General features: G+C 43.3%; 16 protein-coding genes. 3 read left to right on the top strand and 13 right to left on the bottom strand.

The features are described 5' to 3' along the window. The 3 genes from B7C60_RS17665 to fabR all read right to left on the bottom strand — a co-directional run. The coding region (locus B7C60_RS17665) for an Arm DNA-binding domain-containing protein (protein WP_245868457.1) at positions 1 to 222 on the bottom strand (222 nt) is incomplete at its 3' end. 295 nt (positions 223 to 517) lie between these two features. Then, positions 518 to 889: a YijD family membrane protein gene (locus tag B7C60_RS03080; RefSeq protein WP_099610381.1), complete on the bottom strand. Its 372-nt coding sequence runs from the start codon at positions 887 to 889 to the stop codon at positions 518 to 520. Next, entirely contained in the window at positions 889 to 1,530 is a 642-nt protein-coding gene (fabR, locus tag B7C60_RS03075) for an HTH-type transcriptional repressor FabR (protein WP_099610380.1), read from the bottom strand. Before fabR ends, B7C60_RS03080 begins: the two co-directional genes overlap by 1 nt. A 253-nt stretch (positions 1,531 to 1,783) precedes the next feature. On the opposite strand from fabR, the gene sthA reads away from it, so the two are divergent. Continuing rightward, positions 1,784 to 3,184: a Si-specific NAD(P)(+) transhydrogenase gene (gene sthA / locus B7C60_RS03070; RefSeq protein WP_099610379.1), complete on the top strand. Its 1,401-nt coding sequence runs from the start codon at positions 1,784 to 1,786 to the stop codon at positions 3,182 to 3,184. 40 nt (positions 3,185 to 3,224) lie between these two features. Here the strand turns inward: sthA and dinF are convergent, their stop codons facing one another. The 3 genes from dinF to lexA form a co-directional block, all read right to left on the bottom strand. Then, a complete protein-coding gene (dinF, locus tag B7C60_RS03065; protein WP_099610378.1) occupies positions 3,225 to 4,598 on the bottom strand; it encodes an MATE family efflux transporter DinF in 1,374 nt (457 codons plus the stop codon). Positions 4,599 to 4,651: 53 nt separating this feature from the next. After that, the gene (locus B7C60_RS03060; protein WP_099610377.1) at positions 4,652 to 5,467 is read right to left on the bottom strand and encodes a class I SAM-dependent methyltransferase; all 816 of its coding nucleotides are present in this window, start codon (positions 5,465 to 5,467) and stop codon (positions 4,652 to 4,654) included. A gap of 74 nt (positions 5,468 to 5,541) precedes the next feature. Next, positions 5,542 to 6,165, bottom strand: a complete 624-nt coding sequence (gene lexA, locus B7C60_RS03055; protein WP_099610376.1) for a transcriptional repressor LexA — start codon at positions 6,163 to 6,165, stop codon at positions 5,542 to 5,544. Positions 6,166 to 6,489: 324 nt separating this feature from the next. Between lexA and plsB the strand changes: the two genes are divergently transcribed. Continuing rightward, positions 6,490 to 8,916 carry a glycerol-3-phosphate 1-O-acyltransferase PlsB gene (gene plsB, locus B7C60_RS03050; RefSeq protein ID WP_099610375.1) on the top strand — a complete coding sequence of 809 codons (2,427 nt, stop codon included), beginning with the start codon at positions 6,490 to 6,492 and terminating at the stop codon, positions 8,914 to 8,916. A gap of 100 nt (positions 8,917 to 9,016) precedes the next feature. Here plsB and ubiA read toward each other — a convergent pair whose 3' ends face one another. Beyond that, complete coding sequence (gene ubiA / locus B7C60_RS03045; protein ID WP_099610374.1) at positions 9,017 to 9,871, bottom strand: 4-hydroxybenzoate octaprenyltransferase; 855 nt, start codon at positions 9,869 to 9,871, stop codon at positions 9,017 to 9,019. After that, the gene (locus tag B7C60_RS03040; RefSeq protein ID WP_099610373.1) at positions 9,872 to 10,411 is read right to left on the bottom strand and encodes a chorismate lyase; all 540 of its coding nucleotides are present in this window, start codon (positions 10,409 to 10,411) and stop codon (positions 9,872 to 9,874) included. Between the two features lie 165 nt (positions 10,412 to 10,576). On the opposite strand from B7C60_RS03040, the gene B7C60_RS03035 reads away from it, so the two are divergent. Next, complete coding sequence (locus tag B7C60_RS03035; protein WP_099610372.1) at positions 10,577 to 10,984, top strand: flagellar basal body-associated protein FliL; 408 nt, start codon at positions 10,577 to 10,579, stop codon at positions 10,982 to 10,984. A gap of 31 nt (positions 10,985 to 11,015) precedes the next feature. Here the strand turns inward: B7C60_RS03035 and glpG are convergent, their stop codons facing one another. From glpG to ftsE, 5 genes are all read right to left on the bottom strand, one after another. Beyond that, positions 11,016 to 11,864, bottom strand: a complete 849-nt coding sequence (glpG, locus tag B7C60_RS03030) for a rhomboid family intramembrane serine protease GlpG (protein ID WP_099610371.1) — start codon at positions 11,862 to 11,864, stop codon at positions 11,016 to 11,018. Between the two features lie 6 nt (positions 11,865 to 11,870). Beyond that, on the bottom strand, positions 11,871 to 12,191 hold the full coding sequence (gene glpE / locus B7C60_RS03025) for a thiosulfate sulfurtransferase GlpE (protein ID WP_099610370.1): 321 nt from the start codon (positions 12,189 to 12,191) through the stop codon (positions 11,871 to 11,873). A gap of 391 nt (positions 12,192 to 12,582) precedes the next feature. Further along, positions 12,583 to 13,440 (bottom strand): RNA polymerase sigma factor RpoH, encoded by an 858-nt coding sequence (gene rpoH / locus B7C60_RS03020; protein ID WP_099610369.1) that lies wholly within the window; start codon positions 13,438 to 13,440, stop codon positions 12,583 to 12,585. Between the two features lie 396 nt (positions 13,441 to 13,836). Next, positions 13,837 to 14,796, bottom strand: a complete 960-nt coding sequence (ftsX, locus tag B7C60_RS03015; RefSeq protein WP_099610396.1) for a permease-like cell division protein FtsX — start codon at positions 14,794 to 14,796, stop codon at positions 13,837 to 13,839. Continuing rightward, a complete protein-coding gene (gene ftsE / locus B7C60_RS03010; RefSeq protein ID WP_099610368.1) occupies positions 14,786 to 15,460 on the bottom strand; it encodes a cell division ATP-binding protein FtsE in 675 nt (224 codons plus the stop codon). The genes ftsX and ftsE overlap by 11 nt, the downstream gene beginning before the upstream one ends. Positions 15,461 to 15,479: the final 19 nt, after the last annotated feature.

Raw genomic sequence — 15,479 nt, 5'->3', positions numbered from 1 at the left:
CTGCTCTAATGTCATACCCTGCTCAGGTTTTGACTTCACATATCGCCCCATAGAGATTTTTTCGTGTTTCTTTCCAATCTGAAAACGAAATGTCCATGTCATTGTACCGGTAGGACGAACACGTATATTCAGCCCTTCAATTTTTTTATCTGGGATTAAATACTCTTTATCTTTTGGCTTCAGAGCTTGTAGTGTGGCATTGCTGTTTATTCGTTTTGTCATTATAAGCAACTCTCTAACTAAATCCTGGGTACGGTGTGGGGTACGGCAATAACGCGATTTCTATTGTACCCATAAAGACGTCAATGGAAAACAAATAGAGACAAATAACCATAAAGCATTGATTTAAATTACATTCAAAGACATTGGTGGACACCTATGGAATTATGTAACTATTTACCCACCACATAGAAGCAGGTGTGATGTTAGAGCGTAAAGACAACCAATAAACAGCAGAAACGAGCCAAATGGCTCGTTTCTTGTTCTGGAAAGATTGACATTATTTCGCTTAAGCTATTCAGTGGCGACGGCCAATAAATCCGAGCTTTTTACCGATCCACAATAAAAGGGCTAAGACAATAAAAAGAGAAAGTAAGTTTGAACCACTATCAGGATATTGAGCCTTAATAAACGCAGAATGGCCAAATGCTCCAACAAAGAAACAGGCCAGACTCACCAACGGGATATCTTCGGCAACAGGATGACGTAAATACTGCTGATAGAGAGCCTGCACCGATAAAACTAAAGCGATCAAGGGAAAGATCGAGAATGTGACTTCACTCATGGTAAGCCAAGATAGTAAGGCATCTCCGGACATACCCGAGATTAATGCTAACACCAAGGTTTTACGCTCAGAGCTTGGATAATGATTATTTGTTTTTTTCGTCATTAGTCTATTCCACCTTTTAATCGATTTCGTTCCCGTTCCTTCCGATACCAGAGAGCCCCTTTTGCCATCATGCGTAGTTGCATTATTAATCGCTCAGCTAATTCCTCTCTCGCTTGTCGATTTAAATCTAAAGCTTGAGCGCCGGAGCTAAATACCAATGTCACTGATGCTTCAGCTTGCACCATGGCCTCTTCACGTGACATGCCTGTATTAATTAAGTACTCGGTTAACTCTGCTGAAAAATGTTCAATTTCACGCACCACTGCGGTACGAAACTCAAAGGATGTACCAGAACGCTCACGCAGCAACAGACGAAATACATTGGGGCTGCTGTCAATAAATTCCATAAAGGTTTCAACTGAGGTTCGAATGACACTCCCTTCTTTAACAATGCGCTGGCGGGCTTGACGCATTAACTGTCGTAATAACAGCCCGCCTTCATCCACCATGGTTAAGCCTAGCTCATCCATATCTTTAAAGTGGCGATAGAACGAGGTCGGGGCGATCCCCGCTTCACGGGCAACTTCACGTAGGCTCAAGTTGGAAAAGCTGCGATCCGCACTGAGTTGACGAAAAGCAGCATCAATCAATGAGCGGCGGGTTTTTTCTTTTTGTTGTGCGCGAATTCCCGTGGGTTTCATACTGGATCCGTTCTATCAATGAAAATCGACTCAATACTATAACGCAAGACAAAGACTTGTCGACTCTCTCATTACCTCGTTACCTCGTTCTGCTTAGGAGCAATCTTCTATTCAATGATTCAATCAATCTCGGTCCCACACCATGAAAGTACGTGATCCTAAACACTCTCTGAAAGCAACAAGATTTACCTCACTGACTAATTCGTTACAATCTCGCTACAGTCAGACAAAGCATGGATAACAAGGACACTTTATGGCACAGAATCACCACTTTGACGTCATCGTAATCGGCAGTGGTCCAGGCGGAGAAGGAGCCGCCATGGGCTTAACAAAAGCAGGTATGAATGTCGCCATTATCGAAAAAGAAAGCAGTGTTGGCGGAGGATGTACACACTGGGGAACCATTCCCTCCAAAGCACTACGCCATGCTGTTAGCCGAATTATTGAATTTAATCGTAACCCTCTATTTTGTAAAAATAACACCAGCCTCTACGCTAATTTCTCATCGATTCTCGACCATGCAAAATCGGTGATTGATAAGCAAACTCGTTTGCGCCAAGGTTTTTACGATCGTAATCACTGTTCTCTTATTTTTGGCTCTGCTCAATTTGTTGACCCACAAACTGTCGCGGTTAGCAAAGAGGATGGTAGTGTGGAACATTACCAAGCGGATAAGTTTGTGATCGCTACAGGCTCTCGACCTTATCAACCAAGTGATGTCGACTTTAGTCACCCTCGCATCTATGACAGTGATTCGATTCTCAACCTTAAACATGACCCCAAACATATTATTATTTACGGTGCAGGAGTCATCGGCTGCGAATACGCCTCTATTTTTCGTGGCTTAGGGGTTAAAACCGATTTAGTAAACACGCGGGATCGCTTACTCGCCTTCTTGGATAATGAAATTTCAGATGCACTCTCTTATCACTTCTGGAATAGTGGTATCGTGATCCGTAACGATGAAACCTATCAAAAAGTGGAAGGCACCGACGATGGGGTTATTGTTTACTTGCAGTCTGGCAAAAAAATGAAAGCAGATTGCCTACTGTATGCCAATGGACGAACGGGAAATACCGATAAACTCAATCTCTCTTCTGTTGGACTCAGCCCAGACTCACGCGGCCAGTTGGCGGTCAACAACAACTACCAAACTGATATCGAACATATTTATGCCGTAGGTGATGTGATCGGTTATCCAAGCCTTGCCAGCGCTGCCTATGATCAAGGCCGCTTTACCGCCCAAGCCATTACTCAAGGGCAAGCCAGTAATAAACTGATTGAAGATATTCCAACCGGAATTTATACCATTCCTGAAATCAGCTCGGTGGGGAAAACTGAGCAAGAACTTACGGCCGCGAAAGTTCCTTATGAAGTGGGCCGCTCGTCGTTTAAACATCTTGCGAGAGCACAAATTTCAGGAAAAGATATCGGAAGCCTAAAAATTTTGTTCCATCGAGAGACAAAGGAAATTTTAGGCATTCACGTATTCGGGGAACGTGCGGCTGAAATCATTCATATTGGCCAAGCAATTATGGAACAAAAAGGAACAGCGAACACCATTGAGTATTTTGTGAATACCACATTTAACTACCCAACCATGGCAGAAGCGTATCGCGTCGCGGCGCTCAATGGCTTAAATCGACTCTTTTAAAAAAAGCTCCCCAACCGTTTACCATGCTTGGGGAGCACATTTATCCCTTTTCGAAAAATAGCCCGTATCGCCACAGCCCTATCAATCGCCAGCCTAACGTCATACCACGTAATGCCATAAAAGCCAGCATGGAGAACCACAAAGCATGATTCTGCCAAGCAGAAAACAGAGTGAAGAAAATAAAAAAGCCCAAAGCAGCAATAAACATACTATTGCGCATTTCCTTCCCTTTCGTTGCGCCAATAAAAATACCATCCAATAAAAAGCACCACATGGAAATTAACGGCATGGCCACCAACCAAGGAAGAAAAGCTTGAGCTGTTTGCTGGACGTCTTCAATACTGGTGATGAGACTAATCAGCCATGTCCCTGCCACCGAGAACATCACGGTTAAACCTAGACAAATCAGTAGACTCCAGAAAGTACTACCAATGATAGAGGCTTTGAGTTGCTGCTGACTATTGGCTCCGATCGCCTTGCCGACCATGGCTTCTATTGCATAAGCAAAACCGTCCATGCCATAGGAGATCATCATTAGAAAACTCATTAATACCGCATTCGCCGCAACAACCTGATCACCAAATGCTGCGCCTTGAAAGGTCATAAAACTAAATACGGCTTGCAAGCACAGTGAACGAAGGAAAATATCACGATTTAGGCGAATAAAACGGCTCATGCCCTGTGAGGCTTCTGCCAACAAAGACCATGGTGATGGTAACGATTTTGCACACCAGTACCGCCACACACATAATAATCCAAAGCTCATGCCAACATAATCAGCAATCACCGAGGCCGCCGCAACACCTTGTACTTTCCAGCCTAATCCCAGCACAAAAAACATATCTAATCCAATATTGGTAAGATTAGTAATAATCACCATCCACATCGGAGCTTTAGCATTTTGTGTGCCCAACAACCATCCCAGCAATACGAGATTGATTAACGCCGCGGGGGCACTCCAAGATCGAATAACAAAATACTGCATCGCATAGGTTTTGACTTGTTCACTGGCCTGACTGATAGAAAAAATCGCCTCCGCGATCCCACGATGAAAAAGTAAAAATAGCGTTGCAAACCCTAACGCCATAAGGATGCCTTGTAACCAAACTCGCGCTAATTGCTGAGCATTATCCGCACCATAGGCTTGTGCGGTTAAGCCCGTCGTCGACATACGTAAAAAACCCAGCAACCAAAATGCCACACTGATCAAATTGCTTCCTAAGGCCACGCCTCCTAGATACCAAGCATGTGGTAAGTGACCAATCACGGCCGCATCAACCACCCCCAATAAGGGAACAGTAATATTTGACAACACCATCGGAATAGACAGCAGTAAAACCTGCCGATGAAGAGAACGATTAGACAATGTTTGAATGATGGATTGCACGCCATAGCCCTCGAGAAATGAAGGCATCAGTGTAACGAAAATTCTGCCTAACAGCTATGTAACGACTATCAGTGTAAGTACTACCAGCAAACGAGAGCAGCCACAGGCGTGAAGCGCTGTTTTACGTAACCAAACTTGCTCATGAAGCGTTGCCATAATTTCCAACGTCCACAATCACGATCCAGAGGAGAAAACAGAGTAACCTGATTCGCCCAAGGTAAACAGTGTAATACCGCCTGATCTGGGTGAGAAAAACCATGTCGATAATTGCCTGAGCCCATTTTTTGCCCTAAACGAGTATCGGTTTTATCCCCAGCTAAAATAATACAAGCCTGCGCATGAGCGAAGTGCAGGCCAATTGAGCGAATAAAATGCGCCACTTGTTGTGCATTGCAATCTAACAAAGCTTGCTCGCATAAGATAAACACAGGAGCAGATTCAGGGATCGGTAAACATTCCAGCCAATTAATGGTCTCGACGCTGCCACAGCAGTGTTGATAACGTTCACTGCGGTGGAAAAGCTTTTGCCGCCAAAGAAGATGTTCAGTCACATCCACTTCTAACCAATGGCAACGACCATTATCAATCCGGTAGAAACGAGTATCGAGCCCTGCACCAACATTGACGACCCAACCCTCTGGGTAATGTTTAAGGAACTGCTGAACCAGTTGATCGCACAGCCGCGTTAACGTGACGTGTAATAGTTGTTTTTGATGTATATCACCCGCAAAGCACTCAGGTGCTAAATGACAACGCTGACAAGCGCTAGTGGCCATGGGGTCATAAACTAAACCATCATCAACTAAGCTTTCTCGGCTACGTAACCAAAGCGGCTGCAGTAACCGAACGGGAACATGATAAGCGGATGAATCTGTCTTTTTTGAGGGCATAACCATCTTCCTTATGACGCCATAAAGAAGATGATAATGAATATCAGTTAGATTAGCAAGATTCTTTACTGGAAGGAATTCTACATCCAATCGGTATTGCGAATAATACCGACGGCCACCCCCTCAATCGCTAATTCCTGACAAGTAAGATCAACTTCAATCGGTGCAAATGCTTCATTCTCTGCATGCAGAAAAACTTTCGCACCCTTACGTTCTAACCGTTTAACAGTGACATCATCTTCAACTCGAGCCACTACCACTTGCCCATTGCGAACATCTTGAGTTTTATGCACCGCAAGCAGATCACCATCCATAATACCAATATTCTTCATGCTTTCGCCTTGGACACGCAATAAGAAGTCGGCCTGCGGACGAAACATGCTCGGATCGACCTGGTAGTGAGCTTCGACATGCTCTTGCGCGAGAATCGGCTCTCCCGCAGCAACACGGCCAATGAGCGGCAGCCCGTCGTCCTGAGTTTCATCATTTGCTCCCAGTAAAATTCGCAGGCCTCGCGAAGCACCTGGAATAATCTCAATCACTTGTTTACGAGCAAGCGCTTTTAGGTGCTCTTCAGCTGCGTTGGCAGAACGAAAACCGAGTTCACGAGCTATTTCCGCTCGAGTCGGTGGCATACCTGTTTCTTCAATTTTACTTTTAATTAAATCGAAAACTTGTTGCTGGCGTGGCGTTAACGGCTTCATAACTCACCTGTCTTTTTATACAGTTAACTGTGAGTATATCCAGTAATAATGGAAAAGCAATCCAGATTACTGGTTTTTGAGTCATTCCTACCAGGCTCATGGGTATAGTACCTATTGGTTTGCTTTCCGACGATGGCCGCATAACTCATCATAACATCGATAAAATGACGTTATGTTGAGCAATATTATTAAAAGGTTTGACCAGTTTCTGGTATTCTTGCGATCCAAAAAAGACTCCGACTTAAGCATCTTCCTTTTGAGCAACGACTAAACAAAAGTAAGCCGTTTAAGTTTTTGTATGTATTCTCGAGGCCTTAAACTCTTATGTCTTCCGGACACTCATTTTCACGTTCCCTGCTTAAATTACCGCTTTCGGTACTGGTTAAGGGGACAGCTATTCCGTCAAATCCAATTGATGATCTTAGCATCGACCTCAATAAGCCGGTCGTCTATGCGCTACCGTTTCGCTCTAATGTTGATTTACTGACATTACAAACACACGCTCGGCGCGCAGGTTTACCCGACCCGCTTACGCCACTCGTTATCAATGGACACCAGCTAAAACGTTATGTTTTTATCTCCTCACGTCCAACCTTATTACAAGATGATAACCATGTTCCTAGTGAGTCCATCTCAACCTTTACCGAACTCCTTAGCCTACATCAGTTAGATTCTGAGCTGGACGTTCAGATGATCCCAGCGACTGTTTTATGGGGAAGAAAACCAGGTAAAGAAGGGCGTGAGAAACCGTACTTACAAATGCTAAACGGCCCACAAAAAGCCAAAGCCGTTCTGTTGTCTGGCCGAGATTGTTTGGTTCGTTTTAGCCCTGTCGTTTCGCTACGTTATATGGCTGATGCCCATGGCACCGATAGTTCAATTGCCCACAAATTAGCCCGCGTCGCACGAATCCATTTTTCTCGTCAAAAACTTGCAGCATCAGGGCCAAACCTTCCTCAGCGTCACCAATTATTTACACGATTAATGCATTCTCCGGCGATTGAGAAAGCCATTGCTGATGAAGCGAATAGTAAAAATATTTCGCTTGAAAAAGCACGTAAAGAAGCACACAACATCCTTGATGAAATTGCGGCTGATTTCTCCTACTCCTTAATCAAAAAAGGCGATCGTATTCTGGGTTGGTTATGGAACCGAATTTATCAAGGTTTAAATATAAATAATGCCGCTAGCGTTCGGAAGCTCGCACAAGATGGACATGAAATTGTCTATGTTCCTTGCCATCGGAGCCACATGGATTATCTATTACTCTCTTATGTGCTGTATCACGAAGGCATGGTGCCGCCCCATATCGCCGCAGGTATTAACTTAAATTTCTTTCCAGCTGGCTTAATTTTCCGCCGTGGCGGTGCCTTTTTTATTCGTCGCAGTTTTAAAGGAAATAAACTTTATTCCACCATTTTCCGAGAATATTTAGCAGAACTGTTCGCTAAAGGCTATTCCGTGGAATATTTTAGTGAAGGAGGACGCTCAAGAACGGGGCGTTTGCTCCAGGCGAAAACGGGTATGCTCGCGATGACCATTCAAGCGATGTTGCGCGGACTTAATCGTCCAGTAACCCTGGTGCCCGTGTATATTGGTTATGAGCATGTTATGGAAGTCAGTACTTATGCGAAAGAACTACGAGGTAAGCGTAAAGAAAAAGAAAATGCTGGGCTCGTTTTTCGTACCTTGCGCAAACTACGCAATTTTGGACAAGGCTACGTAAACTTTGGGGAACCGATTCCACTTAATCAATTTCTAAATGAACACGTACCAGAATGGACCCAAGCGATCGACCCAATGGGAGCCAGTAAACCACAATGGATGACTTCTGTGGTCAATGAGTTGGCCACCAAAATGATGACCCATATTAACGATGCAGCGGCGGCCAATGCGATGACATTATGCGCAACTGCATTACTCGCTTCACGTCAACGTGCGCTCGCTCGGGATAATTTAGTCAAGCAAATTGAATGTTACTTGTCGCTGCTGCGCAATGTACCGTATTCCAATACCTTCACCGTACCAAATGAAAGTGCAGAACAATTAGTTTTACATGCTGAGTCTTTAGATAAGTTTTTAGTGGAAACCGATACCATGGGGGATATTATTTCCCTCGATCGTAATCAATCCATTTTGATGACCTATTATCGCAACAATATTATTCATCTACTTGCGCTCCCATCATTAATTGCTCAGATGTTGATTCGTCAACAGCAGATGTCGGTCGCGGCAATCCAGCAGCATGTCGCACAGGTATATCCATTTCTCAAACAAGAACTCTTTTTGAGCTATAAGGAAGAAGAACTCCCCCAAGTTGTTGAGCACTACCTGGCAGAATTAGAAGCACAGCAAATGCTCACCCAACATGATGGTAACGTCACAATTAACCAAGCACAAACGCAGGTATTGATGTTACTTGGTCGAACTATTCTAGAAACCTTACAGCGCTATGCGATTGCTTTAAATCTGCTGGTGGCTAATCCTGAACTGGATAAGGCAGAGTTAGAAAGTAAGAGCCAAGAAATCGCTCAGCGTCTAGGCCGATTACATGGCATTAATGCGCCAGAGTTTTTTGATAAAGGCGTCTTCTCAGCGCTGTTTGTCACCTTAACCAAACAAGGTTATTTAGAGAGCAATGGCGATTGTCATTTAGAAAAAACCCAATCCTTGGCACAAGCGCTGTATGCCATGCTTTATCCGGAGGTTCGACTTACCATCCAAGAAAGCATCTATCAAGTGGAATGGTAGCCAGGTTATACCAGCAATACTGTTATGGCGCAGCAGCTAGCAAGCGCAAAAGCCATCAGGCATCCATTAAGGATGCCTGATGGCTCTACAAGATAAACCATTATAGAAAAGAGAGAAATAAACCAACAGCAACCACCATACCAACGTAATTATTATTAAGAAAAGCTTGAAAACAAGGCATACGCTCACGATGTCGAATGAGATGTTGCTGGTGAACAAATAAGCCACAAGCAATTAAGATAGCCCAATAATAACTCGATCCTAACTGATAACCGTAGCCAAGCAGCATCAATAATAATACGGTCAAAAGCTGTAAAGTTCCGATAATCATTTTATCAAAACGACCAAATAAAATAGCGGTCGATTTAACCCCAATGATTAAATCATCATCTCGGTCGACCATGGCATACTGGGTATCATAAGCAATGGTCCAAATAACATTGATCGCAAACAAAAACCACACCACCATCGGTAATTCATTGGCTTGTGCAGCCCATGCCATCGGAATAGACCAGCTAAACGCTAACCCCAAAAAAAACTGCGGGAGATGTGTGTAACGTTTCATAAACGGATAAATAAAGGCTAACACCACCCCAGCAAAAGAGAGCTTGATGGTCAGTGGATTCATGGTTAGCACCAATAAAAATGAGAACAAAACTAAGGTAACAAAAAGAATAATCGCTTCTTGTGCTGTTACCATGCCAGAAGGCAATGGACGTTGAGCGGTGCGCTTAACGTGCCCATCCACATGACGGTCAGCAAAATCATTAATCACGCATCCCGCAGATCGCATCGCAAAGACTCCCACAATAAAGACCAGCAACACTTTGAGATCGGGTATTCCTTGTGCAGCAAGGATCAGCGCCCATACGGTTGGCCATAATAAAAGTAATGAGCCAATCGGCCGATTCATGCGCATTAACTGCCAATAAGCACGCGCTTTTGCTACTGTCATTTACACACTCTCCTTAGTGTACACAGGACAATCCGGAAGAAATAATTCTGCGACTAACATGGGTTTATCATTCATCCATAAACGTGAACGTCGAGCAAGTAGTTGCCCCTGTGACGTTTTTGCCCATCCCACTTGCAGTGCATCGCGGTTAACGTTCTCACACCTAAAAACCGTTAAACCAAGTGGAATATTACCCTGCAAGGTCAGATCTATCGGTTGATCGTGTAATGAGGCTTGAGGAATCAAGGTTCGACCAAGCACCCAAGGATGGCTGTCGCCAGATAAGATGACTTGCCGTAATAAACAACGCTCTTGCGATAACAAGGCAATTTCATCGATCGCCAACTGTTTGGGATCAGCCCAGTGATGCTCACAAAGATTAACTTGTAATGTTTGACAGTGTTGACTCATCAAACGCGATAATGAACCTTGCTCGAGCAACCAAGACCTAGCCAACTCGCTTGGATAGCTAAATTCTGCTGGTATTTGCCAATTTACTTGCTGTAACGCAGAAAGATAGAGCGGAGTTATTCTCTTCATACTATTATTCAATATAATGCTTAACCATCATACAATAACGCTTGAATACAGCAACACGACTCGTGTGTAAGCTCTAGTTAAGCATTTCTTTACCATCAGATGCACTATTGTAACAAGACTCAGGCGATTCGAATATCGTGAACAGAACAAAGAACAGGCACAAATATGCTTAAACGTTATTTAGTTCCAACAATGCTCGCCTTTGGCCTGCTAACCGCTTACCCAAGCCAAGCAACTGAAGAAAATAAACCACAGTTGGCTTACTTTACTCTTGAACCCGATCTTACCACTAACTTTTACACTAAAGGTAAACAGTTGGGCTATATTCAAGTCAGGATTGATATTATGGTCGCGAATAATGCCGATCTGCCGCTGATCGAATTGCACCAGCCTTTAATACGAGATGCCGTGGTTGAGATGCTTGGAAAACAAACGGAAGAAGCGATAAAGTCACTGGCTGGGCGAGAAAACTTACGTAAAACTTTAGTTGAGCAATTAAATGATATTTTATTGCCAGAAACGGGGCGCATGCTCATTGCTGACTTACTGTTCACGAAGTATATTTATCAATAAATGTCCAAGACTGCTCTTAATCAAAAGCATTCTATTGATGCTTTTGATTTGTTTTTTTCAGTCGTCCGATATCTAACCAACCCAATAACAAACCACAGATCAGCCCAGCAAGATGTGCACTGTTTGCGATCGCCATAAACGGCTGAACAAAACCTAGAATTAACCAAACCAACATAAATCCAATCAACGGTTTAGGCATAGTTAATCCCAACTCAGGAACCCGCCAGCCTACAATCCATAAATAACCCACTAAGGCATAAACGACGCCGGATAAGCCGCCAAAGTTCGCGCCTTCAACCCAATATTGCCCGGCACCCGAGAGTGCTGCTGAGATCAAAAAGATTTGTAATACCTTACCACTGCCTAACCGCTTTTCAATATCTCCCCCTAATTGCCACCACCACAATAAATTAAAGGTAATATGTATAACAGAAAAATGCAGTAGCGCATGGCTAAACCAACGCCATAGTTGCCATTTCTGATCGGCAACTGCCGGAAAATGTAAAGCAGCAAATACCTGCTGAGCCCAACCAAACTGTTGTAGAGTAAAGTTAGCGACACACACCAGCATCACCAGCAAAGTGATGGGGCCTGCTTTCGCTTTTATTAACGAAAAAAGGCTAGGAGAAGCATAATAAAAGTGCGGCTTACGCGTCTCTGCCACATCCCAAGACGCCGCTTGATATTTGCTATCTTGCGGACAACGCAAAAACTGTTTTAATTCACTTTCCGTTTCTGTCCAATGTTGCTCATCCATCAGCCATAAAGAAAATAGCTCCCCCTCTTCGACTTCCATCTGCACTTCAATCTGACGTGAAGCCATATAGTCAATAAAAGACTGTGCCATTCGAGGGTTATTTAGGGTGATCAATTTTATCATCGTCGCTTAACTCGTTTCTATCGGTAAACCGGCCCGTTGCCAAGCTTCAAATCCACCATCAATACTATATACCTGCTCAAAACCTTGGTTAATCAGATATTGTGCGGCACCTTGGCTGCTGACACCATGATAACACAGCACCAAAATAGGCTGTTCAAAATCGGTGTCATTCATAAAATGAATCATAGAATCGTTAGTTAAATGAAAAGCTTGAGGTGGATGAGCAAGAGCAAAAGATTGTGCGTCTCGAATATCCACTAGTTTTGCTGTTAACTCGGTCAATAATGATTGGGCAGACATGACATCAATATGCTGAAACTGGTCCATAACTGTTCTCGTTGAGGCTTGATTTTATAGCGCACATTGTAACCTAACTCACACGGAACAAGTACACAGAGAGATTAAGGTTATCCACTGCTGAATGCTTTTTCATCATTTGTGGATAATTCTGTGAATTGCGTTGATAAGGTATATTGATAAATTTAGATCCACAACATCTTGTAATGATCTTTACTTTACTGTGTGTAAAAAAACATATCCCCAAATAAAAAACAGCGTTCAACCCTTTATTTACCCTGTTTGATGACAGTTAGCAAATAATTTTGTCACAGAGTTATCCACAGAAAAATCGCCGAATGATCCGGCACTAAGATCGAAAACAAAAAAAACCGGGATCACTGGATCCCGGCTTCTTAAATATGGAGCGGCGGTATTTAAATTACAACTCGCCTACCGCATCTTTGAGCTTTTTCATGGCATTTTTTTCTAGCTGACGAATACGTTCCGCTGAAACTTGGTATAAATCGGCAAGCTCTTGTAATGTCGCTTTTTGATCATCTAACCAACGAGAACGTACAATATGCTGGCTTCGTTCATCTAAGCTTGCAAGAGCCAAACTTAAACGCTGATTGGTATGACTTTCCCAATTTTGGGCTTCAATATTGTCAGCAATATCCGATTGCTTATCTTCTAAATACAGCATCGGTGCGGTATAAGCATTTGGGTTGTCATCATCTTCAGCAGAAAATTCAAATGTTGGATCTTGAGCTGCTAACCGAGACTCCATTTCACGAACTTCTGACGGCTCAACACCCAACTCTCGCGCAACCGTTTCGACTTCACCATTATTAAACCAACCTAAACGTTTTTTCGACTTACGTAGGTTAAAAAACAGCTTACGTTGTGCTTTCGTTGTCGCGATTTTGACAATGCGCCAGTTCCGCAAGACATATTCATGGATTTCCGCTTTAATCCAATGAACCGCAAAAGAAACTAATCGAACACCAACCTCTGGGTTAAAGCGTTTTACCGCTTTCATTAAACCGATATTTCCTTCTTGGACAAGGTCAGCCATCGGCAATCCATAGCCGGAATAGCCACGAGCAACATGAACAACAAATCGAAGATGCGATAAAATAAGCGTTTTCGCCGCTTCAAGATCACCTGAGTAATGTAATTGCTCCGCCAATTCACGTTCCTCTTCAGCAGTCAACATTGGGTAACTGTTTACTGAACGGATATAGCTATCTAAGCTATCTTGTGAAACGAGAGCCATTGGATACGCTTGGTTAGTCATTCAAATCCTCATCAATCTCTGATCTGGAGTTATTTTTAACCCATCAATCTTGAACTGAAAATGAACAGGTTTCAAGTGTTGATTGCCGATCATTAACAAGCCACACTCAAGAAACAAACCTTAGCCTCAATAATTATATCTTTGCCCAATAAAAAATGAAGGCATTGAGAACAGAAAAATTTACTTTATTTATCGAGATTACTAAGGTCTGTTTATCTTTCGAGCTGATTTTTGCAGCAGTTTGTGGCTTCTTTATACAAGGCAGAGGCTTTGAAATGTAGTTATTCTACCTGAGAAGCCGATAACGCCGTAGAAAGGAGCTACAAACGCTGCCCGAAGGGTTCGGCTAAAAGTGTTTTAACCGCGAAAGATAAACAGACCCTAGACCTCAACAACTTAAATAGGTTCAATTTCTTTTAAATGCCGTTTCGCTGAAATCTGTGCCGCAATACAGCCTAAAAACGTCCCTACCATCAATAACAGGAGTGACTCATCCCAGCTTAGGCCAATCATCCGAAAACGACTGTCGTATAAAGCTGCTAATGCAGAGACCGCGTCATTCAACACCACCGTAATTAAGGCCGTCATTAGCCACGCAAAAAACGAGCCGAGCAAACCTAACCACATTCCGGAATACAGGTAAGGGCGTAAAATATAACTGTCGGTTGCACCAATCAGTTTCATCGTTTGAATTTCGTCTTTATTGGCCTGCACATTAAAACGTAACGTATTACCAACAATGAGAAAAACAGATGAAAGCATTAATAATGAAAGGCTCACCACCACAATCAAAACCAGATGTCGAATGGCATCTAACCGGGCTAGCCAATCTTCATCTAAACGGACATCGGTAACATTTGCCTCTTCACGCAGAGTGTGGGCAAGTTGTTTTATCATCTCATTATCGTCAATACTCGGTGAGATCACCAAGACCGCTGGCAAGGCATATTCATCCAATAGGCTTAGCGCTTGATCAAAGCCTGCGTATTGGCTGAGTTCAGCAAGACCTTGCTGTGGCGAAATGTATTCCACCGTTGCCACTTCACTACGGCGCTCAATCTGGTCTTTTAACACCATGATTCGTGGCTCAGGAGTTCCTTCTTGAATATACAGGTTAATTTGTGATGGGCTTGCAACATTAACGGCAACAGAGGCAATATTTTTGGTGAGTAAATATAAACTTGCCGGTAGTGTTAACGCCATCGAAATGACCGCTAACGTCAGAATATTTCCTAATGGACGTTGCCATAATGCAGAAAAGGCCGCTTTGGATTGCTTCATCTGTACCGTAAAGAAGGAGTCTCGTTGTACTCTTTGCTGCCCACGTTGTTTATTCACTTTCTTTTTAATGACCATATTCATCTACCTCACTCAAGAAGCCTTGGTTGAGTTCCATATGGCGATATTGAGGGCGCGAATGCACCAAATGAATATCATGGGTTGCGAGTAAAATCGTCACCCCGGCTCGGTTAAACTCCTCAAATAATCGTAAGATACGATTAGAAAGTTCGGGATCCAAATTTCCGGTTGGCTCATCGGCTAACAATAACGTCGGTCGATTAACAACCGCACGAGCAATACCGACACGTTGCTGCTCACCACCGGAGAGTTGACTGGGTAAACAACGAGCTTTATCTAATAAACCCGTTTTATCTAGTGCTGCCGAAACTCGACGTTTTACCTCATATTCTGAAATAGATTCGATTCGCATCGGCAATGCAACATTATCGAACACAGGACGATCCATAAGTAGTCGATGATCTTGAAACACAATACCAATATTACGTCGTAAAAAAGGAATATCTTTATTAGGGATGCGGGTGATATCGTGCCCATTGAAGCTGACTTTACCATCTGTAGGCCGCTCGATAGCACAGATCAATTTCAGTAACGTGCTTTTTCCTGCGCCTGAATGGCCACCTAAAAAAGCCATTTCTCCTCGACGCAAATGAAAATCCACTTTCTGAAGCGCTTGGCGGCCACCTCGATAGGCTTTACTGACTTGTTGAAACTTAATCACCCGCTATTCCCCTATTAAA

The organism is Vibrio fujianensis (assembly GCF_002749895.1).
Lineage (GTDB): Bacteria > Pseudomonadota > Gammaproteobacteria > Enterobacterales > Vibrionaceae > Vibrio > Vibrio fujianensis.
The sequence above is the reverse complement of the archived record's forward strand: the minus strand, read 5'-3'. Positions and strand labels throughout refer to the sequence as shown.